Consider the following 26,100-nt stretch of genomic DNA (forward strand, 5'->3'; position numbering starts at 1 on the left):
ACAAAATGGCGAGCAGACAAGCACACCCCCAAGAAGGCACAGCGCGCGTTATTCTACGTGAAAACTGAACAAACGGCAGGTTAAACCGAGTATCTTTGAGAATATTTTTTCACATTGGTATCCAGCGGCTGGGAGGCTGCAAAAAAATCCCCCTGTCCACCCGAAACACCACGCGCTGTCAGCGTCTGCCACTCACCGCGCGAACGCACGCCTGTTGCGTAAACCTGGGTGCTGGTGCCTGAGCACGCCTCCACCAGGCTTTGAACCAGCAACTGGTTTTCCGTTCGCTTCTCAATATTCCGGACCAGGCTCGGATGGAGCTTAATCAGTTCCACATTGAGTTCTTTAATCCAGCTGGTACTCACCAGCGTTAAACCCGCCTGCGCGACAGCAACCCGAACACCCAATGCATTCACTAAACGGATGACGGGCTGCAACCGGCTGATGTGTTGACCTACATCCGCCTCTGCAAGTTCAATAATTATGCGTTTTCGTTGCGATTTTTCACACTGCATCAAGGTATCACGCAGCCAACGCTGAAAACGCGGGCGAATGAGCGACTCCACCGTCACCTGCATGGCCAGATTCTCTTCTGGCCAGTAGTTCAACAGCGGTATGACACGGCTTATTTGTAAACGGTCATATTCTTCTGATAAACCGAATTGTAAAACCATCGGCATGTATTCCGCCGAACTGACCTCTTCATTACCGTCAAAGATGCGACACATCAGTTCCCGATGATGAACATGCCCGTCCCGGGTGACGGCGGGTTTCTGATAAATTCGTGGGCCGCCGCGGCTGAGCATCTGTTCAATCAGTGTGCGCCAGCGTACGTTGCCACGTCCTTTTTCCGGCAGCGAATCGTCATACACCGCCCAGCTATTCCCGCCCTGGAGCACGGCGTTGCGGGTCGCCGCTTCCGCATGTTCCATCACCTGTTCGGTCGACTGCCCGCTACGCCAGGCGCAAATGCCAATATGTATCATATCGTCACGGTCGAGGATTTTATTCGTCGGAAGCGCATCAACCGCTTTTAACAGTTGTCCAGCCACGCTTTCTGCCTCTTTCAGGGTGCGATGCGGCAGCAGGACAGCAAAATCACTACGATGGTAGCGCGCCAGCAGTGACCCCGGATAACGCATCATAAAGGTGGACAGTAAATTAATCAGACTGAACAGTTCTTCTTCGGCGAGGTTACGCCCCCAGCTGTCACGCAGCAGGTTAAAGTCCGGCAGACGAATCATCATCACCACACCATGCGCACCCACTTTTTCCTGATCGTCCAGCAGCGTCGCCAGTTGGTTATCAAAAAAGAGTCGATTGCCAAGGCCGGTTTTGGTGTCCTGTGCGGCGTAAGAGCGAATCAGCGTATCGAGACGACTCCGCTGCTCCTGGGCGCTCTGGATTTCAGCCAGTAGCATATCCAGCGCACTACTGGTGCGCGCCGGCCATTCGTAGACAGTACCGCGCACGCTGGCTCCGCGTTCGCCATTCAAAATCCGCGTCGAACGAATCTCCAGCAGTTCCTGACCCGAAAGTTGACGCTGAAGCCAACGTACCGACAGAAACAACATCAGCACAATAAAGCCAATGGCCAACGTCAGTGGCGCAGTGGTCATCAGTGAATGAAAATAGTTGCCCATCGGATCCTGATAGACCAGATGCATTGTCGTTCCCGGATGCTTTATCAGCGGAACCGAGAGCTCGCGAAACAGATTGCTGGTACCGACCGGACGATAGCTGCTGCTGCGGGTTTGGCTATAAATGATCTTATCGCCCTGCAGCAAATCGACGCGCACGATGTCCGCTGACACCATCAGCTCGTCAATTTTCGACGATAACTGCTTGAAATCGTGTGAGACAAGATGCGTATCAATCGCTGTCGCCACCGCCTGGACACGATGGTTCATCTTGTACTGGATGGCGTTATAAAAGCTCAGCGAGCAGCCAATCAGGGTCACAAAGATTGTTAACCCGGTGAGCAGCGTGACAAAAGCTGAGAATTTCGTCGTTAATCGCATCCTTGAGTTAACTCCGACGGTTGAATTGCGACACGAAACTGCTTAACCAAACGCAAAATTCGTCCGGTTGCGCAAAGAGTGAGTGCATACTACCAAATCAGGTGTATCTGGCAATTTATTGCGTTGCATCGGCTTCATGTTTCAATTAGCGAGTATAGTCTTCAGAAGTCATTTTCCAACCACCATGCAAAATTGAGGACAGGTTATGCAGGCTTTGATCTTAGAACAGCAGGACGGTAAAACCCTGGCATCCGTGCAGACGCTTGAAGAAAGTCAGTTGCCGGAAGGCAATGTCACGGTGGATGTCCACTGGTCCAGTCTGAACTATAAAGATGCGCTCGCCATCACCGGAAAAGGAAAAATCATCCGCAACTTTCCGATGATTCCTGGAATTGATTTTGCCGGCACCGTCCGGGCCAGCGAAGATCCGCGTTTTCATGCAGGTCAGGAAGTGTTGCTGACCGGTTGGGGCGTTGGCGAAAATCATTGGGGTGGTCTGGCAGAACAGGCACGTGTGAAAGCGGACTGGCTGGTTGCGCTGCCAAAAGGGCTGGACAGCCGTAAAGCGATGGTGATCGGCACCGCAGGGTTTACCGCCATGCTGTGCGTGATGGCGCTTGAAGAGGCCGGCATTCGTCCGCAAGACGGTGAAATCGTGGTCACCGGCGCCAGCGGCGGCGTAGGCAGCACCGCGGTCGCTCTGTTACATAAGCTGGGCTATCAGGTTGTTGCGGTGTCAGGACGCGAAAGTACCCATGAATATCTCCGTCAGTTGGGCGCAAGCCGGATTCTGGGCCGTGATGAGTTCGCCGAATCTCGTCCACTGGAAAAACAGCTGTGGGCCGGGGCGATCGATACCGTGGGCGATAAAGTGCTGGCAAAAGTACTTGCGCAAATGAACTACGGTGGCTGTGTGGCCGCCTGTGGCCTGGCGGGCGGTTTTGCCCTGCCAACGACGGTGATGCCATTCATTTTGCGCAACGTTCGCCTGCAAGGGGTGGATTCCGTCATGACGCCACCGGCGCGCCGTGCTCAGGCCTGGCAGCGCCTGGTGAATGACTTGCCGGAATCGTTCTACGCGCAGGCGGCGACGGAAATTTCGCTGGCCGATGCACCGAAGTTTGCCGATGCCATCATCAATAACCAGATACAGGGCCGTACGCTGGTTAAAGTGAAGTAAACGCAGACGCCGCAGAAATTTACACTTAATTAACGAAATTTCGCTGCGCGCTGACAGACTCCCTGCCATAGTAACTACGCGTTATAGGTCCGCCGGGAGTCTGTTATGAAGAAATTACATCCTCTTACCGAAGCCGATGTCACTGCTGAATCGGCTTTCTTTATGCATCGCCGCCAGGTGCTGAAAGCGCTGGGGATAGGGGCTGCCGCGCTGTCGCTGCCGATATCCGCACAGGCCGATCTCCTGAGCTGGTTCAAAGGCAACGATCGTCCCCCCGCCCCCTCCGGAAAACCACTGGACTTCAGCAAACCGCAGGAGTGGCAAAATACACTGCCGTTAACCCCAGAAGATAAGGTCACCGGCTATAACAATTTCTATGAATTTGGTCTGGATAAAGCCGATCCTGCCGCCAATGCCGGCAGCCTGAAAACCGATCCCTGGACGCTAAAAATCAGCGGCGAAGTGGCCAAACCATTAACCCTGGATCACGATGCGCTGACCACTCGCTTTCCTTTAGAAGAACGCATATACCGGATGCGCTGCGTCGAAGCCTGGTCGATGGTGGTGCCGTGGATTGGTTTTCCTTTACATAAGCTGCTGGCGCTCGTCGAGCCCACCAGCAATGCAAAATATGTGGCGTTTGAGACGCTCTATGCACCAGACGATATGCCAGGACAAAAAGATCGCTTTATTGGCGGCGGATTAAAATATCCCTACGTCGAAGGATTACGGCTGGACGAGGCTATGCATCCGCTAACGCTGCTGACCGTTGGCGTTTATGGTAAAGCGTTGCCGCCACAAAACGGCGCACCCATTCGCCTGACGGTACCGTGGAAATATGGCTTTAAAGGCATAAAGTCGATCGTCAGCATCAAACTGACTCGCGAACGCCCCCCTACTACCTGGAATCTTGCCGCTGCCGATGAGTACGGTTTTTACGCTAACGTGAATCCGCATGTCGATCATCCGCGCTGGTCGCAGGCTACAGAACGGTTTATCGGCGCAGGCGGGATTCTGGATGTCCAACGGCAACCCACCCTACTGTTTAACGGCTATGCCGATGAAGTGGCCTCGCTGTATCGCGGCTTGAATTTACGGGAGAATTTCTAAGTGCGGCTAAGTGCAAAACAGGTGACCTGGCTAAAAGTGCTGCTACATCTGGCAGGATTATTACCCTTTATCTGGCTGTTTTGGGCGATCAACACGGGCGGGTTAAGTGCCGATCCGGTGAAAGATATCCAGCATTTCACCGGTAGGACGGCTCTGAAATTCTTACTCGCCGCCTTGCTGGTCACGCCGCTCGCGCGCTACGCTAAACAGCCATTATTGATACGTACCCGACGTCTGCTGGGGTTATGGTGTTTCGCCTGGGCCACGCTGCATCTGACCAGTTACGCGCTGCTGGAGTTAGGTATCCATAATCTCGGGTTGTTGGGGCGAGAGTTAATTACGCGCCCCTATTTGACGCTTGGGATCATCAGTTGGCTCATCCTGCTCGCGCTGACGCTAACGTCAACGCAGGCTGCACAACGAAAACTGGGTAAACGCTGGCATCTTTTGCACAATTTCGTCTATCTGGTGGCGATCCTGGCACCGATCCATTATCTGTGGTCGGTGAAGATTTTGTCGCCTCAACCCATCATTTATGCCCTGCTCGCACTGCTGCTTTTGGCCTGCCGTTACAAGAAGTTTCGCCAGTGGTGGCGCTAGTTCAGCGAACTGTGCACCCGGTTGCAAAATGCAGAGACCAGGATGTTATTTGTGTGTTAGCGGTTGATTATCTTCCCTGATAAGACCAGTATTTAGCTGCCAATTGCTACGAAATCATTATAATGTGCGACCTTGGCTCCCTGGACGGCATTTTTAGACCGCTGAAAAGGTGACAATCGAGCATTGAAGGTATATTTTGTTTTTTGCCGGAGGATTGCCGCAAATCGCTGCATGTTAACCGACAAGTCTCACATATCTCGTTGAGACGGAATATACCGGCGTCCTGGCAGGCAGAAGCCGTTTTGCCATCGGGACTCACGCTTTACAGACAGCGCTTAATGCCTGTCACAATCACACTAAACAAAGAGTACGGAACCCACTCATGGATATTCGTAAGATTAAAAAACTGATCGAGCTGGTTGAAGAATCAGGCATCTCCGAACTGGAAATTTCTGAAGGCGAAGAGTCTGTACGCATCAGCCGCGCAGCGCCAGCAGGTAGCTTCCCGGTGATGCAACAAGCCTACGCTGCACCAATGATGCAGCAGCAACCTGCTCTGTCTAACGCAGTTGCTCCGGCAGCAGAAGCGCCGGCAGCCGCCGCGGCAGAAATCAGTGGTCACATCGTACGTTCCCCAATGGTTGGTACTTTCTACCGCACCCCGAGCCCGGACGCTAAAGCGTTCATCGAAGTGGGTCAGAAAGTCAATGTAGGCGATACCCTGTGCATCGTTGAAGCCATGAAAATGATGAACCAGATCGAAGCGGACAAATCAGGTACCGTGAAAGCCATTCTGGTCGAAAGTGGTCAACCGGTAGAATTTGACGAGCCGCTGGTCGTCATCGAGTAACGAGGCGAACATGCTGGATAAAATTGTTATCGCCAACCGCGGCGAGATTGCATTGCGAATTCTTCGTGCCTGTAAAGAACTGGGTATCAAGACTGTCGCTGTGCACTCAAGCGCGGATCGCGATTTAAAACACGTATTGCTGGCGGATGAGACGGTTTGTATTGGTCCGGCTCCGTCCGTAAAAAGCTATCTGAACATCCCGGCTATCATCAGCGCCGCTGAAATCACTGGCGCGGTAGCGATTCATCCGGGTTATGGCTTCCTCTCTGAGAACGCCAATTTTGCTGAGCAGGTTGAACGCTCTGGCTTTATCTTCATCGGCCCGAAAGCGGACACCATCCGTCTGATGGGTGACAAAGTGTCTGCCATCACCGCGATGAAGAAAGCTGGCGTCCCGACTGTACCAGGTTCTGACGGCCCGCTGACCGACGATATGGATGCTAACCGCGCCCATGCAAAACGCATCGGCTATCCGGTTATCATCAAGGCGTCCGGCGGCGGCGGCGGTCGCGGTATGCGCGTAGTACGCGGCGATGCCGAACTGGCGCAATCCATCTCCATGACCAAAGCGGAAGCGAAAGCGGCTTTCAGCAACGACATGGTTTATATGGAGAAATACCTCGAGAACCCACGCCACATCGAAATTCAGGTGCTGGCAGACGGTCAGGGTAACGCGATTTATCTGGCTGAGCGTGATTGCTCTATGCAGCGTCGTCACCAGAAAGTCGTCGAGGAAGCACCGGCACCGGGTATTACCCCGGAACTGCGCCGCTTCATTGGCGAGCGTTGTGCGAAAGCCTGTGTGGATATCGGCTATCGCGGCGCGGGCACCTTTGAGTTCCTGTTCGAAAACGGCGAGTTCTACTTCATTGAAATGAACACCCGTATTCAGGTTGAACATCCGGTTACTGAAATGATCACCGGTGTGGATCTGATCAAAGAACAGTTGCGCATTGCTGCTGGCCAGCCGCTGTCGATCAAGCAAGAAGAAGTGCAGGTCAAAGGCCATGCGGTGGAATGCCGTATCAACGCCGAAGACCCGAACACCTTCCTGCCAAGCCCGGGTAAAATCACCCGTTTCCACGCGCCTGGCGGTTTTGGCGTGCGCTGGGAGTCGCATATCTATGCCGGTTACACTGTACCGCCATACTATGACTCCATGATCGGCAAGCTTATCTGCTACGGCGAAACCCGCGATGTAGCGATTGCCCGTATGAAAAACGCGCTGCAGGAACTGATCATCGACGGTATTAAAACCAACGTTGATCTGCAGACACGCATCATGAACGACGAGCACTTCCAGCAAGGTGGTACTAACATCCACTATCTGGAGAAAAAGCTCGGCCTCACTGAGAAGTAATTCTCGTGTACAGCAAAATGGGCTCGCAAGAGCCCATTTTTTATATCGACAAGTCTTCTTAAAAGGCCCGACTTTTCAGGCTTTCTCTTTTTTACCGACGAGAAGAAAATTCAGACATTACGGAATATTTTCCACCGCCAAGAAAAAGCATACAAAGCCCACCACACAGATAAATGGCCTGTAACTCCAGAGCCCATGCTCCCTGAGGCGTCAGAGCCAATACTTTACCGTCCATCACCAGATATGTCGCAAACAGCATCGTGAAGGTAAAAATTGCCGCCGCATAACGTGTCATGACACCGAGAATCAGCATTAACGGCGCGACTATTTCGCCGATGAACGATCCCCATGCGATAAAAGCCGGCATATGGTGAGATTCCAGCAGAAACACGACTGCGCCAAGTCCGTGTTTCGCTTTCGCTACGCCATGAAATAGCATGAGTCCGCCAAAAACAACCCGCAGTATTAATTTTGCCGCATCCGGATTATTAGTATATCGATGAAATACTTCATCCCATTGTTTTAACATTCTGTACAACTCCCTTTCATCCCTTTTCTCTTTAGTAGGTATACTGGAAACCTATCCGGAAACGTGTTTGCCTGTCATCCTGCAATCTGTTGACAGAAACATTCCCTATCTCAATATAAGGCGCCCAGTTTTTGGTGACAGAATATGCAATCTTCATATCATGCTCATAGTCGGCATGGCTTTCATTATAAATATCGGTGTTAGCATGCAAGTAAACAAAGTTGTATTCAAACTTCCATGCACCTGTCTTATAGCCAAGCCATGTATCATAACGCCCTGTTGCTTTATTATTCAGAGCTTCATTATTCTGCAAGGTATAATCATAGCGGTAGCGCAGATTAAGATAAAAACCATTACCCAATACAGTGCCAAGTAACAGGTTAGGTTTATAGACAGTATTACCCGAATTACTATCAATATTAAAAGCAGGGATCAGATACATTTTGGGGTTGATGAAGTAGCGATAGCTGATAGTCGCTTCACTACCATTATTATCTAATTCATTAAAAGGCTCGTTTGCATCATCACCACTTGATTTATAACGGGTTTCAACAGAAAACCCGAATTGGTTATCAAAGCGATGTGCAAAATAGATACGATCTTTATTGATTTTCCCGTCATCGAAGTAGTCGTGACGTAAATCGATAACAGATTCAGCTGCCAGAACATTGCAGCTAACCAGTATTGCCACGGCACTAATACTTATTCTCTTATTTAATTTCATATAATAAGTCCATGAATAAACGCAAAAAGACCTTTCCGTCTCCGACAGAATAAAGAAAAGGCGATATCACTATGAATTGACATACTCAGAAAGCCCGAGAACAGGCTCAGCGCCGGTTAAGAATATTATTGTTATATCACTCTGTAAATTGCGGTTAATAACGAAATATGAGATCTGACAAACAAAATAAGACGCATAAGAAAATATCCATATAAATAGCCATTAAAAGATTACAAGTCATTCATCTACTCTATAACCATCGAGTCTTATTGCGATATCATTTAATAATATTTCGTTAGTGCTTTCATTATTAATGAATGAGGAGGGATATCTCTTTTTCAATATTCATCTTTAAATAAAAGTGAGAGTAATCAATATTATTACCTGTAACAGAGATAATAAAATCAAAATGGAAATAGTTAATTTTCAGAAGCATTCGTTCTGATAAATTGATCGCTCTTATTTTTGCCGCCTTAATCCCGGCGGGTAAGATTGCTCGTCCAGCACCACCTTTCTCTCCCCCCAAACCTGCGGCTTAAGGTACAATCCCCGCTTTCTTTTTCGACAAGGGACAAAAAATGGACAACCGTTTTGTTCAGGCCCATAAAGAGGCGCGTTGGGCGCTGTGGCTGACCCTTCTTTATCTGGCCGCCTGGATAGCGGCGGCTTACATACCCGGAGTGACGCCGGGTGTAACAGGATTGCCGCACTGGTTTGAAGTGGCCTGCCTGCTGACGCCGCTGATCTTTATTTTGCTGTGCTGGGCGATGGTGAAATTTATCTATCGTGATATTCCCCTGGAGGATGACGATGCAGCTTGAAGTCATTCTGCCTCTGGTAGCCTATTTGATCGTGGTTTTCGGCCTCTCTGTTTACGCGATGCGTAAGCGGCAAACCGGCACCTTCCTGAACGAATATTTTCTGGGTAGCCGTTCCATGGGCGGCATCGTCCTGGCGATGACCCTGACCGCCACTTATATCAGCGCCAGTTCGTTTATTGGCGGACCGGGCGCAGCGTATAAATATGGACTGGGATGGGTGTTGCTGGCGATGATTCAGCTTCCCGCCGTATGGCTTTCGCTGGGGATCCTCGGCAAGAAATTCGCCATTCTTGCCCGCCGCTATAATGCTGTTACCCTCAACGATATGCTTTTTGCCCGCTACCAGAGCCGTCTGTTGGTCTGGCTGGCGAGCCTCAGTCTGCTTGTGGCGTTTGTTGGCGCCATGACCGTGCAATTCATTGGCGGCGCACGCCTGCTGGAAACCGCGGCAGGAATTCCCTATGAAACAGGCCTGCTGATTTTCGGTATCAGCATTGCGCTGTATACCGCGTTTGGCGGCTTTCGTGCCAGCGTACTTAACGACACCATGCAAGGACTGGTGATGCTGATTGGCACCATTGTGCTGTTAATCGGTATCGTGCATGCGGCGGGAGGCCTGAGCCATGCCGTAGAGACCTTAAACGCTATCGACCCGAAACTGGTTTCACCACAGGGCGCCGATGATATTCTGTCTCCGACCTTTATGACCTCATTCTGGGTGCTGGTGTGCTTTGGTGTGATCGGCCTGCCGCATACGGCGGTACGCTGTATCTCTTATAAAGACAGCAAAGCGGTGCACCGTGGCATCATTATCGGCACGATTGTGGTGGCGATCCTGATGTTCGGCATGCACCTTGCGGGCGCGCTGGGTCGTGCGGTGATCCCTGACCTGACGGTGCCGGATCTGGTGATCCCCACGCTGATGGTCAAAGTGCTGCCGCCTTTCGCCGCCGGGATCTTCCTCGCTGCGCCAATGGCGGCCATTATGTCGACCATCAACGCCCAGTTGCTGCAAAGTTCCGCTACGATCATTAAAGATCTCTATCTCAATCTTCGTCCCGAGCAATTGCAAAATGAGAGGCGGCTCAAGCGGATGTCGGCTGTGATTACACTGCTTCTGGGTGCGCTGCTCTTACTTGCTGCCTGGAAACCGCCAGAGATGATTATCTGGCTGAACCTGCTGGCGTTTGGCGGCCTGGAAGCGGTGTTCTTATGGCCGCTGGTGCTTGGCCTTTACTGGGAGCGCGCGAATGCGACAGGGGCATTGAGTGCGATGATTGTCGGCGGCGTGCTGTACGCGATTCTCGCCACCTTTAACGTTCAGTACCTGGGTTTTCACCCGATTGTGCCCTCGTTACTGCTAAGTTTGCTGGCTTTCCTGGTCGGAAACCGTTTCGGTTCTCCTGCCCCGCAAGCTGCTGTATTGACTACTGATAAATAAAGAGTTTTGCCATGCCATGGATCCAATTAAAACTGAATACGACGGGCGGTAACGCGGAAGCGTTGAGCGATGCCCTGATGGAAGCGGGCTCCGTATCCATCACTTTTCAGGATACGCACGACACACCGGTTTTTGAGCCCTTACCGGGCGAAACGCGTCTTTGGGGCGACACCGACGTTATCGGTCTGTTTGATGCAGAAACCGATATGAAAGAAGTCGTCGCCATCCTGGAACACCATCCGCTGCTGGGCGCCGGTTTCGCTCATAAAATCGAACAACTAGAAGATAAGGACTGGGAACGCGAGTGGATGGATAATTTCCACCCCATGCGTTTTGGCGAACGCCTGTGGATCTGTCCAAGCTGGCGCGACGTGCCGGATGAAAATGCCGTCAATGTGATGCTCGACCCCGGCCTGGCATTTGGTACCGGTACTCATCCCACCACCTCGCTGTGCCTGCAGTGGCTCGACGGCCTCGATTTAACCGGTAAGACCGTCATTGATTTCGGTTGTGGTTCCGGCATCCTGGCGATTGCCGCACTGAAACTGGGCGCGGCGAAAGCGATCGGTATCGATATCGACCCGCAGGCGATTCAGGCCAGCCGTGATAACGCCCAGCGTAACGGCGTGTCAGAACGTCTGGAACTCTACCTGCCGCAGGATCAGCCAGAGACCATGAAAGCCGATGTGGTGGTCGCCAACATTCTGGCTGGCCCATTACGCGAGCTGGCCCCATTAATCAGCGTCCTGCCCGTTACAGGCGGCCTGCTGGGGCTTTCCGGTATCCTTGCCAGCCAGGCGGAGAGTGTTTGTGAAGCCTATGCCGATCTCTTCGCTCTCGATCCGGTGGTTGAGAAAGAAGAGTGGTGTCGAATCACAGGCCGTAAGAAATAACCCTGTCTCTTGCACGTGGCCGTACTACCGGCCACGTTTTTCAGCATTTCGCCCACTCCTGCCACGTCTTCTCCTACGGTAAAATAGACGCGTAACTCATTGAGTTTACAACTATAAAAATCTATTTTATTCATTGGAAGAATTTCATGAACCATTCTTTGAGCAAGGCGACCCTTCTCACGTTAAGCATCATGTCATCCACCGCAATGGCGTCACACTGGAGCTATGAAGGAGAAGGCGCCCCAGCGCACTGGGGCGCACTCAGTGAAGAGTATAAAACCTGCCAGACAGGGATGAATCAGTCACCTGTTAACATCGACCAGTCGCTAAATGCGCATCTGACACCGCTGAAAACCCATTACACTGACGGCCCCATCACTCTCATTAACAATGGCCACACAATTCAGGCCGGATTGAAGAATACGACCGCCGATACCATCACCATTGACGGAAAACCCTTTACGTTGCAGCAATTCCACTTCCATGCCCCAAGCGAAAATACGGTTCATGGAAAGCATTACGCAATGGAAATGCACCTCGTACATAAAGACGCTAATGGTGCGGTGGCCGTTGTTGCGGTCATGTTTGATAAAGGCGCGGCGAATACCGAACTGGATAAACTGTGGGCGACCATGCCCGAAAAAGCCGAGCAGAACGTTAATGTGACGACGCAAATGGATCTGAACGCTCTGCTGCCTGCAGAAAAGATGTATTGGCGCTTCAGCGGCTCTCTGACCACGCCTCCTTGCTCTGAAGGGGTGACCTGGATTGTCCTCAAGCATCCTCTGACACTTTCCGCCGCACAGTTAGAAAAATTCAGCCATACGATGCATCATGACAACAATCGCCCGACCCAGCCGCTGAATGGTCGTGTCGTGGTTGAGTAATGGCTGATGCGTTGCGCAATCATCTGCTGAAATGAGAGCATTGTCACATTAAGTCACCATAATCTGCTGATTAATTCAGCAGATTATCTTGTTATCTCCCACCGCCGCGAAGAAAAAATGAGAAGTTATGCAAAATTATATGCGTGCAGATTTTCGTCGCTTTTTTGTAATGCAATGATTTATATGGCTAATTATTTTATGGCGTTGACTTTACCGGCGATTCTTTGATCCACCGCAGAGGATTGGTCAAAGTTTGGCCTTTCATCTCGTGAAAAAAATGCGTAATATACGCCGCCTTGCAGTCACAGTATGGTCATTTCTTAACTCATGCGCATCGGACAATACCAGCTTAGAAATCGCCTGATCGCAGCGCCCATGGCTGGCATCACTGACAGACCTTTTCGGACGCTGTGTTATGAGATGGGAGCCGGGTTGACCGTATCCGAGATGATGTCGTCTAACCCGCAAGTTTGGGAAAGCGACAAGTCCCGTTTACGGATGGTGCACGTTGATGAGCCAGGAATTCGCACGGTGCAAATTGCCGGTAGCGACCCTGTTGAGATGGCCGATGCCGCACGGATTAACGTGGAAAGCGGCGCCCAGATTATTGATATCAATATGGGGTGTCCGGCTAAAAAAGTGAATCGCAAGCTTGCAGGTTCAGCCCTCTTGCAATACCCGGATTTAGTGAAGTCGATACTAACCGGGGTGGTTAATGCTGTGGACGTTCCTGTAACCCTAAAGATTCGCACCGGCTGGGCTCCGGAACATCGTAACTGCGTAGAGATTGCCCAACTGGCTGAAGACTGTGGCATTCAGGCTCTGACCATTCATGGACGCACCCGTGCTTGTTTGTTCAATGGAGACGCTGAGTACGACAGTATTCGGGCAGTTAAGCAGAAAGTTTCCATTCCGATTATCGCGAATGGTGACATTACTGACCCGCTTAAAGCCAGAGCTGTGCTTGACTATACGGGGGCTGATGCCCTGATGATAGGCCGCGCAGCTCAGGGAAGACCCTGGATCTTTCGGGAAATCCAGCATTATCTGGACACTGGGGAGTTGCTATCCCCCCTGCCTCTGGCAGAGGTTAAGCGCTTGCTTTGTGCGCATGTTCGGGAACTGCATGACTTTTATGGCCAGGCAAAAGGGTACCGAATCGCGCGTAAACACGTCTCCTGGTATCTCCAGGAGCACGCTCCAAATGACCAGTTTCGGCGCACATTCAACGCCATTGAGGATGCCAGCGAACAGCTGGAGGCGTTGGAGGCATACTTCGAAAATTTTGCGTAAACAGAAATAAAGAGCTGACAGAACTATGTTCGAACAACGCGTAAATTCTGACGTACTGACCGTTTCTACCGTTAACTCTCAGGATCAGGTAACCCAAAAACCCCTGCGTGACTCGGTTAAACAGGCACTGAAGAACTATTTTGCTCAACTGAACGGTCAGGATGTTAATGACCTCTATGAGCTGGTACTGGCTGAAGTAGAACAGCCCCTGTTGGACATGGTGATGCAATACACCCGTGGTAACCAGACCCGTGCTGCTCTGATGATGGGCATCAACCGTGGTACGCTGCGTAAAAAATTGAAAAAATACGGCATGAACTAATCTCGATTAGCTAATTGCTTGTTTAAAAAGGCGCTACTCGGCATGGGGAAGCGCCTTTTTTATACGTCTCTTTTGTGGAGCAGATATGAACTCACGTTGTGAACCCCAGTATTTTGGTGATGAATCCGCGTCGATCATCCACGGAGATGCGCTGACAGAACTCAAAAAACTCCCCGCTGACAGCGTCGATTTAATCTTTGCCGACCCGCCCTACAATATCGGAAAAAATTTTGATGGTATGGTGGAGTCCTGGGATGAGGACATTTTCCTCGCCTGGCTGTTCAACTGCATTGAGGAGTGCCATCGGGTACTGAAAAAACAGGGCACGATGTACATCATGAACAGTACCGAAAACATGCCGCATATTGATCTCAAATGCCGAACGCTGTTTACCATCAAAAGCCGGATCGTCTGGTCTTATGACAGTTCGGGCGTGCAGGCGAAGAAATTCTTTGGCTCAATGTATGAACCGATCCTGATGATGGTCAAAGATGCCCGACAGTACACCTTCAACAGTGACGCCATTCTGGTTGAGACCAAAACCGGTGCGAAAAGAGCGTTGATTGACTATCGTAAAAACCCTCCGCAGCCTTACAACACACAAAAAGTGCCGGGCAACGTCTGGGAATTTCCCCGCGTGCGTTATTTGATGGATGAATATGAAAACCATCCGACGCAAAAACCCATCGCTCTGTTAAAGCGGATCGTTCTGGCCTCCTCAAATCCTGGTGATACGGTGCTGGATCCCTTCGCGGGTAGCTTTACAACAGGCGCTATGGCCGTGGCGTTGGGACGTAAATTCATCGGCATTGAAGTTAATGATGAGTATGTGAAGATGGGACTCAGACGTCTCAACATCCGTTCACACTACGCTGTCGAAGAGCTGAGGAAAGTCAAAAAGAGAAAGACCCAAAACCTGTCGAAAAAGAGCCGAACGGCGTCGGATGTGGCGAAGATCACAGCAAAGTAAAAGCATTGTAAGCCTGCTTTTCAGCTCGCGTTTTTCGTGTATATTTCCTCCACGCATGGGCATGAATACACAGGATTGGACAATGATTCGTAAGTATTGGTGGCTGGTTGTGTTTGCCGTCTCCGTATTCCTTTTTGATGCATTACTGATTCAGTGGATTGAACTGATCACCACGGAAGTCGATAAATGCCGCAATATGGATTCTGTCAATCCACTCAAGTTGGTCAACTGTAACGATCTGCAATAGCGAGCGATTGATAAACAGAAGAAATCGTTATATAGGTATGTCATCCTTTTTTCGGCGCTAATTGTTTCACATTTCCATCAGGAATTAACATCCTTAATACATTATCCACCAGCGCCGGGGCCTGCTGATAAAGATCGTAGCGGGTGTCATTCATCAACCAGTTTTTCACAACACCGCTAAAACTACCGTGAATAATAATTAAGACGACGTCTAAATCCAGCGTCCGGGAAATCAACTCTTCAGCCATACTCGCCTGCAATGCGTCACGTAGTCCTTTCTGGCTAAAACCAATTTTCTCGCGTATTTCTTGTTCTGATATCATTCCCTCATGAAATTCACATTTATGATATAGAATTTGTAATAAAGCCTGTTGCCGGGGAATTTCTGCAATATATTGCAACCCTGCGATGAGCTTCTCACGCAGTTGCTGTAAGGGATTATCGCCAACACGGGAAGTTAACCGATCCTGAATAAGATCACGTAATGGCGGTTGCTGCTGCCAGAGTTCATTGAAGAGTTGCGTTTTGTTGGCAAAATGCCAGTAGATAGCGCCCCGTGTCACGAGGGCTGCGTCCGCAATATCATTAAGTGTCGTGTTGCTGACACCTCGTGTGGCAAACTGAATGATTGCTGTTTCAATCAAATGTTGTCGCGTTTTCAGGGCGTCGGCTTTTGTTCTTTTCGCCATAGGTTATCGCATCAGGAGGAGAATTAAAAAACACGAATACGACGTTTCAGAATTGTCGATGAAAAAGAACTGTATCATTTCAACCGTTCATAGCTGAAATAAAAATAGATCGCCTCAGCACAAAATACGAAAACGGATAAACAAAACAAATAAAATGAATGAATACATTCACAGTGCAAATGTATATTTCAAAACATATTCAGCCACAACAAAACATGACAAAAAAAGCAGAGGAAAAGATAAGACCGTCTCTTTTTTTTGTTTTTACGTGCCGTCAAACAGCCCATAAAATAAGTATTACTTACATCGCACGCTAATAATTTGTAGGATAGCCAACTATTATTCTTGCGTGCACGTTATCGCCTTACCGTTATCCGGTAAATAACGAGCTATTGGTTTTTAAGGAACAGTAATGATGAAACATGTCAGGTTTTCACTCCTGCCCTCATTTATCCTCATCTCTGCTGCGTTACTTGCCGGATGTAACGATCAGGGCGATAAGCACACTCAGGCTGCTGAACCGCAGGTGATGGTTCATGTGGTCACTGCCGGACCATTAGCGGTCACCACCGAACTGCCAGGACGCACCTCGGCATTCCGCATCGCAGAGGTTCGTCCACAGGTCAGTGGTATTATTCTCAAAAGGAATTTCACCGAGGGCAGTGATGTTGAGGCCGGGCAGTCGCTGTATCAAATCGATCCTGCCACTTATCAGGCGAATTACGACAGCGCAAAAGGGGAACTGGCGAAAAGTGAAGCCGCTGCCAACATCGCCCATCTGACGGTTAAGCGCTATGTTCCGCTGGTAGGCACAAAATACATTAGCCAACAGGAATATGACCAGGCGATTGCGGATGCGCGCCAGGCCGATGCGGCGGTTATCGCAGCGCAAGCCGCTGTTGAAAGCGCACGCATTAATCTTGCTTACACCAAAGTCACCTCGCCGATCGCTGGCCGTATTGGTAAATCCAGCGTCACCGAAGGCGCACTGGTAACCAACGGTCAGGCGACAGCACTGGCTACCGTGCAGCAACTCGATCCTATCTATGTCGATGTCACACAGTCCAGCAGCGACTTTATGCGACTTAAGCAGTCCGTTGAACAGGGTAGTCTGCATAAGGATAGCGCTCGCAGCAACGTCCAGGTGGTAATGGAAAATGGCACGGTGTATCCCCTGAAAGGGACGCTGCAATTCTCTGATGTCACGGTCGATGAAAGCACCGGTTCCATCACCCTTCGCGCCATATTCCCGAACCCGCAGCATACTCTGCTGCCAGGGATGTTTGTTCGCGCGCGTATTGACGAAGGCATTCAGCCTGAGGCTATTCTGATTCCCCAGCAGGGCGTGACGCGTACGCCTCGCGGTGATGCGACGGTACTGATCGTCAATAACCAAAATCAGGTTGAGCCACGCGCCGTTGTCGCGTCACAGGCCATCGGCGACAAATGGCTGATTAGCGAAGGCTTACAACCCGGCGATCAGGTGATCGTCAGCGGCATACAAAAAGCCCATCCCGGCATGACAGTGAAAACCACCACGGATGCCACTCCCCCAGCGGCGAAAACCACGCTATAAGGTCACCGGATATGGCAAACTTTTTCATCAGACGTCCGATCTTTGCCTGGGTACTGGCCATCATTCTGATGCTGGCAGGAGCCCTGGCGATTATGCAACTGCCTGTTGCGCAATATCCGACTATCGCACCGCCTGCGGTAGCCATTTCCGCGACCTATCCTGGGGCGGATGCACAAACGGTGCAGGATACCGTCACTCAGGTTATCGAACAGAATATGAACGGTATCGATAACCTGATGTATATGTCCTCCACCAGCGACTCTGCGGGTAGCGTGACCATTACGTTAACCTTTCAGTCCGGCACTGACCCCGACATCGCCCAGGTTCAGGTACAGAATAAATTGCAGTTAGCGACGCCGTTACTCCCTCAGGAAGTCCAACAGCAAGGTATTAGCGTTGAAAAGTCGAGCAGCAGCTTCTTGCTGGTCGCTGGGTTCGTCTCTGATAACCCGCAAACCACCCAGGACGATATCTCCGACTACGTCGCCTCAAATGTGAAAGATACGATTAGCCGCCTGAGTGGAGTGGGTGACGTACAACTGTTTGGCGCACAGTATGCGATGCGTATCTGGCTGGATGCCAACCTGCTGAACAAATACCAGCTCACGCCGGTTGATGTCATCAATCAGTTGAAAGTGCAGAACGACCAGATCGCAGCCGGTCAGTTGGGCGGAACACCTGCTCTACCGGGGCAACAACTGAACGCCTCTATCATTGCGCAGACGCGTCTTAAAGATCCTGAAGAATTCGGCAAAGTCACATTACGGGTAAACAGTGATGGCTCTGTCGTTCGCCTTAAAGATGTCGCACGTATCGAGTTGGGGGGAGAAAACTATAACGTTGTCGCCCGAATTAACGGTAAGCCAGCGGCTGGCCTCGGGATCAAACTGGCAACCGGCGCCAACGCCCTGGATACCGCTAAAGCGATCAAAGCTAAGCTCGTTGAGCTACAACCTTTTTTCCCGCAAGGGATGAAAGTGGTTTACCCGTATGACACCACGCCGTTTGTGAAGATCTCCATTCACGAAGTGGTAAAAACGCTGTTCGAAGCGATCGTCCTGGTCTTCCTCGTGATGTATCTGTTTTTACAGAATATTCGCGCGACGCTCATTCCGACGATTGCGGTTCCCGTTGTGCTGCTGGGTACATTTGCGGTGCTCTCGGCGTTTGGCTACTCGATCAATACCCTGACGATGTTCGGGATGGTGCTGGCGATCGGCCTGCTGGTTGATGATGCCATTGTGGTGGTGGAAAACGTTGAACGTGTGATGATGGAGGACAAGCTGTCGCCCAAAGAGGCAACGGAAAAATCCATGTCGCAGATCCAGGGGGCGCTGGTTGGCATCGCAATGGTATTGTCTGCCGTCTTCATCCCAATGGCCTTTTTCGGCGGCTCCACGGGCGCCATTTACCGACAGTTCTCCATCACCATCGTATCCGCGATGGCGCTCTCCGTTCTGGTCGCGTTGATCCTGACTCCAGCACTTTGCGCCACGTTGCTTAAGCCGCTGTCCGCCGAACACCACGAAAAGAAAGCAGGATTCTTCGGCTGGTTTAATGCCAAATTTGACCTCAGCGTCAACCATTACACCAACAGCGTTAGTGGCATTGTGCGCAATACCGGACGCTATCTGCTTATCTATCTGTTGATCGTCATCGGTATGGCGGTACTGTTTCTCCGTCTTCCAACCTCCTTCCTGCCTGAAGAAGATCAGGGCGTATTCATGACCATGATTCAGTTGCCTGCCGGGGCAACTCAGGAACGCACTCAAAAAGTGTTGGATCAGGTGACGCATTACTACCTGAATAACGAAAAAGCGAATGTTGAAAGTGTATTTACAGTAAACGGTTTTAGCTTTAGCGGGCAGGGACAGAACGCGGGTCTGGCGTTCATCAGCCTCAAACCCTGGGATGAGCGTAGCGGCAAGGAAAATAGCGCCGAAGCGGTGATTGCACGTGCGACTCGTGCGTTCAGTCAGATCCCGGATGGGCTGGTCTTCCCCTTCAACATGCCGGCGATTATTGAACTGGGCACGGCGACCGGTTTCGATTTTGAGCTCATTGATCAGGGTGGGCTGGGGCACGCCGGGCTAACATCAGCCCGTAATCAGCTCCTGGGCATGGTGGCTAAGCATCCTGACCTGCTGGTGCGTGTTCGACCTAACGGTCTGGAGGATTCCCCGCAGTTCAAGCTGGACGTAGATCAGGAAAAAGCACAAGCGCTTGGCGTTGCGCTGTCAGACATTAACGAAACGATCTCTGCATCACTCGGTGGTTCCTACGTTAACGATTTTATTGACCGCGGGCGTGTGAAGAAAGTCTATGTTCAGGCGGAGGCGAAATTCCGTATGCTGCCTGAAGACATCAACAATCTGTACGTTCGCAGTGCCAATGGCGAGATGGTGCCTTTCTCAGCCTTCAGCTCTGCCCGCTGGGTGTATGGTTCTCCGCGCCTGGAACGCTACAACGGCATGCCATCGATGGAATTGTTGGGTGAGGCAGTACCAGGACGAAGCACCGGCGAGGCGATGGCATTGATGGAAAATCTCGCGTCAAAATTACCCAATGGCATCGGTCATGACTGGACAGGAATGTCCTATCAGGAACGTCTGTCGGGCAATCAGGCACCAGCACTGTATGCCATCTCACTGATCGTCGTGTTTCTCTGTCTTGCTGCACTGTATGAAAGCTGGTCCATTCCGTTCTCGGTGATGCTGGTTGTCCCGCTCGGTGTGGTGGGCGCGCTTCTGGCGGCATCTCTGCGTGGACTCAATAACGACGTTTATTTCCAGGTTGGACTGTTAACTACGATTGGGCTTTCCGCGAAAAACGCCATTCTCATTGTGGAATTTGCCAAGGACCTGATGGAGAAAGAAGGTCGGGGTCTGATAGAAGCAACGCTCGAGGCGGCTCGCATGCGCCTGCGCCCTATTCTGATGACCTCGCTCGCATTCATCCTCGGCGTAATGCCGCTGGTTATCAGTCGGGGAGCGGGGAGCGGGGCCCAGAATGCTGTCGGCACTGGCGTAATGGGAGGGATGCTGACGGCAACATTGCTGGCCATCTTCTTTGTCCCGGTATTCTTTGTCGTCGTCAGAGGCCGGTTTAAAAAGTCTCAGAGTTAAAGTGTAAATAAAGGCGTCGAGGGACGCCTTTATCCTTTCAATATCTTTCTTTAATTATTAAACAGATAGTGATTTATTCTGCGCAATACAAAATTCACTCCTCCATTATTTTTACAAACAACATGAATTGAGATTATTCCATATGCCAGTCTTTTTTTAAGTGGTGGTAAAATTCATTTCGTATCCGCAAAGCGCCAGCATTCTCTGTTGCTGCATTTAGCGGAACGATTATTTTTGAGGTAACACTATGAAAAGATTAATTCCAGTGGCATTGCTCACCGCATTGCTGGCGGGCTGTGCACACGATTCTCCCTGCGTTCCGGTTTACGATGATCAGGGGCGTCTCGTTCATACCAATACCTGTATGAAAGGAACGACTCAGGATAACTGGGAGACAGCGGGCGCCATTGCTGGCGGAGCCGCCGCTGTGGCCGGCCTGACGATGGGGATCATCGCACTGTCGAAATAACCTTTTAAGCGCGCGGTACCTGCCGCGCTCTTAGCCTAAAATCATCGTTTTTCATATCATAAAAAGTGTTGAAAAATGAGCATTCCATTACATTTTTATTATCAATAACATCCAGCCCCTTCTTTTTCTCATTTATCTTTCAATACTCACCTCCTCGATATTCACGCCCGAAACCGTTATTTCATTCCGGGAGCATTATTTAAAATATTTTGCTCCAAAATGTGGCTTACGTTTCAATTTCGCACCATTTCAGGGCGCTGAGTTTATTTTTTCCTGTCTACACTCTGCTTATTGCGTCGGATATTCGCACGCAAAACCTGGCATTACCTTTGCTTAAAAGAGTATGGCCAATGCCACAGACAGGTTAAAGACGTTGCAGAACGTCTCTCTATAACAATAATTTCTTTGCCACACAGGATGCATTATGAAAAAGATGATGATAGCCACACTGGCTACGGTCAGCGTGTTGCTTGCAGTTGCCAGTCAGGCACATGCGGGTACAACGCTGGATGCGGTAAAAAAGAAAGGGTTCGTGCAATGCGGTATCAGTGACGGTCTTCCTGGTTTTTCTTACGCTGATGCCAATGGGAAATTCTCCGGGATAGACGTGGATGTTTGCCGTGGCGTTGCCGCCGCCGTCCTGGGAGATGATACAAAAGTAAAATATACCCCACTCACCGCAAAAGAACGCTTTACCGCATTACAGTCTGGCGAGGTCGATCTTCTCTCCCGTAATACCACCTGGACCTCCTCGCGAGATGCCGGAATGGGCATGTCCTTCACCGGGGTCACCTATTACGATGGCATCGGCTTCCTGACCCACAACAAAGCGGGTCTGAAAAGCGCGAAAGAGTTAGACGGCGCCACCGTGTGTATCCAGGCGGGGACAGATACAGAACTGAACGTGGCGGATTATTTCAAAGCCAACAACATGAAATACACGCCGGTCACTTTTGACCGCTCAGATGAGTCAGCAAAAGCGCTGGAATCAGGACGATGCGATACGCTTGCCTCCGATCAGTCCCAACTGTATGCCCTGCGCATCAAACTCAGCAACCCGGCAGAGTGGATTGTCCTGCCGGAAGTGATCTCGAAAGAACCGCTGGGACCTGTTGTTCGTCGCGGCGATGATGAATGGTTCTCTATTGTGCGCTGGACGCTTTTTGCCATGTTGAATGCCGAAGAGATGGGGGTAACGTCGAAGAACGTCGATGAGAAAGCGGCGAACCCGGCAACACCTGATATGGCACACCTGCTCGGCAAAGAAGGTGATTACGGCAAAGATCTGAAGCTCGACAATAAATGGGCTTACAACATCATCAAGCAAGTAGGTAACTATGCTGAGATCTTTGAGCGCAACGTAGGATCGGAAAGTCCGCTGAAGATCAAACGCGGACAGAATAACCTCTGGAATAACGGCGGTATTCAGTACGCTCCGCCGGTGCGTTAAGACGTTGTGATGTAACGAGCGTCGTACCTGCGGCGCTCAGTTCAGAGTCATGGTTACCGAGGCTTTCCTTATGTTCCATCGCCGCTCAAATATCAAAGGGTCATTCTCTTTTTCGAACCCTGCGGTCCGCGCCTGGCTGTTCCAGATCCTTGCCATCCTTGCGGTCGTCTCAGTTGCTCTTTATCTCATTCATAACACGATTAACAATTTAAGCAGTCGCGGCATAACCTCGGGCTTTGCATTTCTCGACCGTAGCGCTGGGTTTGGCATTGTCCAGCACCTGATCGATTATGAACAAGGTGATACTTACGGACGCGTATTCCTGGTAGGTTTACTCAATACGCTGCTGGTTTCCGCGTTGTGTATTGTCTTCGCTTCCTTTCTCGGTTTCTTTCTCGGATTGGCGCGCCTTTCAGATAACTGGTTACTGCGTAAACTCTCGACGGTTTACATTGAGATCTTTCGTAATATCCCGCCACTGCTGCAAATCTTTTTCTGGTACTTCGCCGTTCTGCGCAATCTTCCCGGGCCACGTCAGGCAGCCAACGCGCTGGATATGGTCTTTTTGAGTAATCGGGGCCTCTATATTCCTTCACCGCAGTTGGGAGAAGGTTTACTCGCCTTTGTGCTTTCTGTGGTGATTGCCATTGCGCTATCTGTCGGTCTGTTCCGCTTCAATAAAATGCATCAGATGAAAACGGGACAGTTACGTAAAACCTGGCCTACGGCGTTAGGGTTGCTTGTGCTGCTACCGCTTATCGCCCACTGGCTGTTTGGCGCAGCGCTGCACTGGGATATACCAGAACTGCGTGGTTTTAACTTCCGTGGCGGAATGGTACTGATACCTGAACTGGCGGCTCTGACGCTGGCGTTGTCGGTCTACACTTCAGCGTTTATTGCTGAAATCATTCGTTCAGGCATTCAGGCCGTCCCCTATGGGCAGCATGAAGCCGCCCGTTCGCTGGGATTACCCAATACGGTGACCCTTCGTCAGGTCATCATTCCTCAGGCGTTGCGAGTCATTATTCCGCCCCTGACCAGCCAGTATCTGAATATTGTTAAAAACTCATCGCTGGCCGCCGCGATTGGCTATCCCGATATGGTTTCGCTGTTCGCCGGAACGGTACTGAACCAGACAGGGCAAGCGATTGAAACGATTGCCATCACCATGTCCGTGTACCTGATCATCAGCCTGAGCATCTCGCTGCTGATGAACATCTATAACCGGCGAATTGCCCTCATTGAGCGCTAAGGAATCATGATGACAAAAGCATTGCTGTCTCATCCCATGCGCCCGGCCAGTACCGGTCCTGGTCGTTCAGTCGTATGGGTACGGAAGAACCTCTTTTCCAGTTGGTCAAACAGCCTGCTGACGCTGTTCTGTCTGTGGTTGATGTGGGAGTTAATTCCCCCTTTGCTGAACTGGGCGTTCCTGCAGGCCAACTGGGTAGGCTCTACCCGCGCAGACTGCACAAAAGCGGGTGCCTGTTGGGTGTTCATTCATGAACGCTTTGGGCAGTTTATGTATGGATTGTATCCACATGACCAGCGTTGGCGTATTAGCCTGGCGTTGATCATTGGGTTGGTTTCCATTGTGCCGATGTTCTGGAAAGCGTTACCGCGCCGCGGCCGCTATATCGCCGCCTGGGCCGTGATCTACCCGATCATTGTCTGGTTTTTACTGTATGGAGGCTTTCTCGGGTTAGAGCGCGTTGAAACGCGTCAGTGGGGTGGGCTGACGCTGACCTTAATCATCGCATCTGTCGGGATCGCGGGAGCACTACCCTTAGGCATTTTACTGGCACTCGGACGACGTTCTCACATGCCCATCGTCCGCATCTTATCCGTCATGTTTATCGAGTTCTGGCGGGGTGTTCCGCTAATCACCGTCCTGTTTATGTCTTCGGTCATGCTGCCGCTGTTTATGTCCGAAGGGATCAGTATTGATAAGCTGATACGGGCGCTGGTTGGCGTGATCCTTTTTCAGTCGGCCTATGTAGCGGAAGTGGTTCGCGGAGGATTGCAGGCGTTACCGAAAGGGCAATACGAAGCGGCTGAGTCGCTGGCGCTAGGGTACTGGAAAACCCAGGGGTTGGTCATCCTTCCTCAGGCCTTAAAAATGGTCATTCCTGGCCTGGTCAACACCATTATCGCACTGTTTAAAGATACCAGTCTGGTCATCATCATCGGCCTGTTCGATCTGTTCAGCAGCGTACAGCAAGCAACCGTTGACCCGGCCTGGCTTGGGATGTCGACAGAAGGTTATGTCTTCGCCGCACTGATTTACTGGATTTTTTGTTTCAGCATGTCGCGCTACAGCCAGCATCTGGAAAAGCGCTTTAACACCGGGCGTACACCGCACTGAGGATTCTATGAGCCAACTATTAATACAACCTGCCGACGCGATGATTACGCTGGAAAACGTTAACAAGTGGTACGGACAGTTTCACGTTCTGAAGGATATCAACCTGAGAGTCAAACAGGGAGAGCGCATTGTATTATGTGGACCTTCAGGTTCGGGAAAATCAACCACCATACGCTGTATCAATCATCTCGAAGAGCATCAACAAGGCCGTATCGTTGTTGATGGTATCGAACTGAATGAAGATATCCGTAATATCGAACGTGTCCGACAGGAAGTCGGTATGGTCTTTCAGCACTTCAATCTTTTTCCCCACTTAACGGTTCTGCAAAACTGTACGCTGGCCCCCATTTGGGTGCGTAAGATGCCAATAAAAGAAGCCGAAGCGCTGGGGATGCACTATCTGGAACGTGTGCGTATTGCAGAGCATGCGCATAAATTTCCAGGGCAGATTTCCGGGGGGCAGCAGCAGCGTGTGGCTATCGCCCGCTCGCTGTGTATGAAACCCAAAATCATGCTGTTTGATGAACCCACGTCGGCGTTGGATCCGGAGATGGTGAAAGAAGTGCTGGATACGATGATTAGCCTGGCGCAATCAGGCATGACTATGCTGTGCGTGACCCATGAAATGGGGTTTGCCAGAACGGTGGCTGACAGGGTGATCTTTATGGATCGCGGGGAGATTGTTGAGCAGGCGCCGCCGGATGAGTTCTTTGCGCATCCGAAGTCAGAACGTACGCGTGCATTCCTGTCTCAGGTGATTCATTAATCGCTTGCTCTGCCGGGTGACGGCTTCGCCTTACCCGGCCTACTGTTTTTTCGACGTGTAAACGCAAAAAGGCCACCCTTTCGGATGGCCTTCTCACTTGTTTGATGTCTGGCAGTTCCCTACTCTCGCATGGGGAGACCCCACACTACCATCGGCGCTACGGCGTTTCACTTCTGAGTTCGGCATGGGGTCAGGTGGGACCACCGCGCTACAGCCGCCAGACAAATTCTTTTCTACTGTGCCGAACTTTAACCTAATTAAGTGGTGCTGATACCCAGAGTCGAACTGGGGACCTCACCCTTACCAAGGGTGCGCTCTACCAACTGAGCCATATCAGCACGCTAAATTTGATGCCTGGCAGTTCCCTACTCTCACATGGGGAGACCCCACACTACCATCGGCGCTACGGCGTT

The 26,100-nt window shown here is 50.9% G+C and carries 24 protein-coding genes, 1 tRNA gene and 1 rRNA gene; 20 read left to right on the top strand and 6 right to left on the bottom strand.

The window, feature by feature from the left end:
• Nucleotides 1-80: 80 nt before the first annotated feature.
• Nucleotides 81-2,021 carry an RNase E specificity factor CsrD gene (gene csrD / locus QNN88_RS15585; protein ID WP_414241001.1) on the bottom strand — a complete coding sequence of 647 codons (1,941 nt, stop codon included), beginning with the start codon at nucleotides 2,019-2,021 and terminating at the stop codon, nucleotides 81-83.
• A 205-nt stretch (nucleotides 2,022-2,226) separates the two neighbouring features.
• On the opposite strand from csrD, the gene QNN88_RS15590 reads away from it, so the two are divergent.
• The 5 genes from QNN88_RS15590 (at nucleotide 2,227) to accC (ending at nucleotide 7,121) form a co-directional block, all read left to right on the top strand.
• Complete coding sequence (locus QNN88_RS15590) at nucleotides 2,227-3,201, top strand: MDR family oxidoreductase (RefSeq protein ID WP_414241002.1); 975 nt, start codon at nucleotides 2,227-2,229, stop codon at nucleotides 3,199-3,201.
• 105 nt (nucleotides 3,202-3,306) lie between these two features.
• Nucleotides 3,307-4,311 (top strand): protein-methionine-sulfoxide reductase catalytic subunit MsrP, encoded by a 1,005-nt coding sequence (msrP, locus tag QNN88_RS15595; RefSeq protein WP_414241003.1) that lies wholly within the window; start codon nucleotides 3,307-3,309, stop codon nucleotides 4,309-4,311.
• On the top strand, nucleotides 4,312-4,911 hold the full coding sequence (gene msrQ / locus QNN88_RS15600) for a protein-methionine-sulfoxide reductase heme-binding subunit MsrQ (protein WP_414241004.1): 600 nt from the start codon (nucleotides 4,312-4,314) through the stop codon (nucleotides 4,909-4,911).
• 382 nt (nucleotides 4,912-5,293) lie between these two features.
• Nucleotides 5,294-5,761 carry an acetyl-CoA carboxylase biotin carboxyl carrier protein gene (gene accB, locus QNN88_RS15605; RefSeq protein ID WP_042998342.1) on the top strand — a complete coding sequence of 156 codons (468 nt, stop codon included), beginning with the start codon at nucleotides 5,294-5,296 and terminating at the stop codon, nucleotides 5,759-5,761.
• A gap of 10 nt (nucleotides 5,762-5,771) precedes the next feature.
• A complete protein-coding gene (gene accC / locus QNN88_RS15610; protein ID WP_042998343.1) occupies nucleotides 5,772-7,121 on the top strand; it encodes an acetyl-CoA carboxylase biotin carboxylase subunit in 1,350 nt (449 codons plus the stop codon).
• A gap of 91 nt (nucleotides 7,122-7,212) precedes the next feature.
• Here the strand turns inward: accC and QNN88_RS15615 are convergent, their stop codons facing one another.
• A complete protein-coding gene (locus tag QNN88_RS15615; protein ID WP_414241005.1) occupies nucleotides 7,213-7,650 on the bottom strand; it encodes a DoxX family protein in 438 nt (145 codons plus the stop codon).
• A 31-nt stretch (nucleotides 7,651-7,681) separates the two neighbouring features.
• Complete coding sequence (locus QNN88_RS15620; RefSeq protein WP_414241006.1) at nucleotides 7,682-8,374, bottom strand: oligogalacturonate-specific porin KdgM family protein; 693 nt, start codon at nucleotides 8,372-8,374, stop codon at nucleotides 7,682-7,684.
• Nucleotides 8,375-8,952: 578 nt separating this feature from the next.
• On the opposite strand from QNN88_RS15620, the gene QNN88_RS15625 reads away from it, so the two are divergent.
• The 8 genes from QNN88_RS15625 (at nucleotide 8,953) to QNN88_RS15660 (ending at nucleotide 15,248) form a co-directional block, all read left to right on the top strand.
• Nucleotides 8,953-9,195, top strand: a complete 243-nt coding sequence (locus QNN88_RS15625; protein WP_414241007.1) for a YhdT family protein — start codon at nucleotides 8,953-8,955, stop codon at nucleotides 9,193-9,195.
• Complete coding sequence (gene panF, locus QNN88_RS15630; RefSeq protein WP_414241008.1) at nucleotides 9,185-10,636, top strand: sodium/pantothenate symporter; 1,452 nt, start codon at nucleotides 9,185-9,187, stop codon at nucleotides 10,634-10,636. Before QNN88_RS15625 ends, panF begins: the two co-directional genes overlap by 11 nt.
• An 11-nt stretch (nucleotides 10,637-10,647) precedes the next feature.
• Nucleotides 10,648-11,529, top strand: coding sequence for a 50S ribosomal protein L11 methyltransferase (gene prmA / locus QNN88_RS15635; RefSeq protein ID WP_414241009.1), 882 nt, complete (start codon nucleotides 10,648-10,650; stop codon nucleotides 11,527-11,529).
• 146 nt (nucleotides 11,530-11,675) lie between these two features.
• Nucleotides 11,676-12,416 carry a carbonic anhydrase gene (locus QNN88_RS15640; RefSeq protein ID WP_414241010.1) on the top strand — a complete coding sequence of 247 codons (741 nt, stop codon included), beginning with the start codon at nucleotides 11,676-11,678 and terminating at the stop codon, nucleotides 12,414-12,416.
• Between the two features lie 327 nt (nucleotides 12,417-12,743).
• Nucleotides 12,744-13,709, top strand: a complete 966-nt coding sequence (dusB, locus tag QNN88_RS15645; RefSeq protein WP_044327070.1) for a tRNA dihydrouridine synthase DusB — start codon at nucleotides 12,744-12,746, stop codon at nucleotides 13,707-13,709.
• Nucleotides 13,710-13,734: 25 nt separating this feature from the next.
• Nucleotides 13,735-14,031, top strand: a complete 297-nt coding sequence (gene fis / locus QNN88_RS15650) for a DNA-binding transcriptional regulator Fis (protein WP_000462905.1) — start codon at nucleotides 13,735-13,737, stop codon at nucleotides 14,029-14,031.
• Between the two features lie 85 nt (nucleotides 14,032-14,116).
• Nucleotides 14,117-15,001 carry an adenine-specific DNA-methyltransferase gene (gene yhdJ / locus QNN88_RS15655; RefSeq protein WP_414241011.1) on the top strand — a complete coding sequence of 295 codons (885 nt, stop codon included), beginning with the start codon at nucleotides 14,117-14,119 and terminating at the stop codon, nucleotides 14,999-15,001.
• An 82-nt stretch (nucleotides 15,002-15,083) separates the two neighbouring features.
• Nucleotides 15,084-15,248 (top strand): DUF2556 family protein, encoded by a 165-nt coding sequence (locus tag QNN88_RS15660; protein WP_414241012.1) that lies wholly within the window; start codon nucleotides 15,084-15,086, stop codon nucleotides 15,246-15,248.
• Nucleotides 15,249-15,288: 40 nt separating this feature from the next.
• On the opposite strand, the gene envR is transcribed toward QNN88_RS15660, so the two are convergent.
• A complete protein-coding gene (envR, locus tag QNN88_RS15665) occupies nucleotides 15,289-15,936 on the bottom strand; it encodes an acrEF/envCD operon transcriptional regulator (protein WP_414241013.1) in 648 nt (215 codons plus the stop codon).
• Between the two features lie 412 nt (nucleotides 15,937-16,348).
• Between envR and QNN88_RS15670 the strand changes: the two genes are divergently transcribed.
• From QNN88_RS15670 to QNN88_RS15700, 7 genes are all read left to right on the top strand, one after another.
• Nucleotides 16,349-17,512 (top strand): efflux RND transporter periplasmic adaptor subunit, encoded by a 1,164-nt coding sequence (locus QNN88_RS15670; protein WP_414241014.1) that lies wholly within the window; start codon nucleotides 16,349-16,351, stop codon nucleotides 17,510-17,512.
• A gap of 11 nt (nucleotides 17,513-17,523) precedes the next feature.
• Entirely contained in the window at nucleotides 17,524-20,637 is a 3,114-nt protein-coding gene (locus QNN88_RS15675) for an efflux RND transporter permease subunit (RefSeq protein WP_414241015.1), read from the top strand.
• 247 nt (nucleotides 20,638-20,884) lie between these two features.
• Nucleotides 20,885-21,106 carry a membrane protein gene (locus tag QNN88_RS15680; RefSeq protein ID WP_000825639.1) on the top strand — a complete coding sequence of 74 codons (222 nt, stop codon included), beginning with the start codon at nucleotides 20,885-20,887 and terminating at the stop codon, nucleotides 21,104-21,106.
• A gap of 424 nt (nucleotides 21,107-21,530) precedes the next feature.
• Entirely contained in the window at nucleotides 21,531-22,556 is a 1,026-nt protein-coding gene (locus QNN88_RS15685) for an amino acid ABC transporter substrate-binding protein (RefSeq protein WP_414241016.1), read from the top strand.
• A 70-nt stretch (nucleotides 22,557-22,626) separates the two neighbouring features.
• Entirely contained in the window at nucleotides 22,627-23,808 is a 1,182-nt protein-coding gene (locus QNN88_RS15690) for an amino acid ABC transporter permease (protein WP_414241017.1), read from the top strand.
• 9 nt (nucleotides 23,809-23,817) lie between these two features.
• Nucleotides 23,818-24,921 carry an amino acid ABC transporter permease gene (locus tag QNN88_RS15695; RefSeq protein ID WP_414241034.1) on the top strand — a complete coding sequence of 368 codons (1,104 nt, stop codon included), beginning with the start codon at nucleotides 23,818-23,820 and terminating at the stop codon, nucleotides 24,919-24,921.
• A gap of 7 nt (nucleotides 24,922-24,928) precedes the next feature.
• A complete protein-coding gene (locus tag QNN88_RS15700) occupies nucleotides 24,929-25,687 on the top strand; it encodes an amino acid ABC transporter ATP-binding protein (protein ID WP_414241018.1) in 759 nt (252 codons plus the stop codon).
• Between the two features lie 106 nt (nucleotides 25,688-25,793).
• Here the strand turns inward: QNN88_RS15700 and rrf are convergent.
• Nucleotides 25,794-25,909 (bottom strand): 5S ribosomal RNA (rrf, locus tag QNN88_RS15705).
• 40 nt (nucleotides 25,910-25,949) lie between these two features.
• Nucleotides 25,950-26,025: transfer RNA gene (locus QNN88_RS15710), tRNA-Thr, on the bottom strand.
• Between the last annotated feature and the right edge of the window lie 75 nt (nucleotides 26,026-26,100).

The sequence above is a fragment of the Citrobacter sp. ANG330 genome, from assembly GCF_047467925.1.
Lineage (GTDB): Bacteria > Pseudomonadota > Gammaproteobacteria > Enterobacterales > Enterobacteriaceae > Citrobacter_A > Citrobacter_A amalonaticus_G.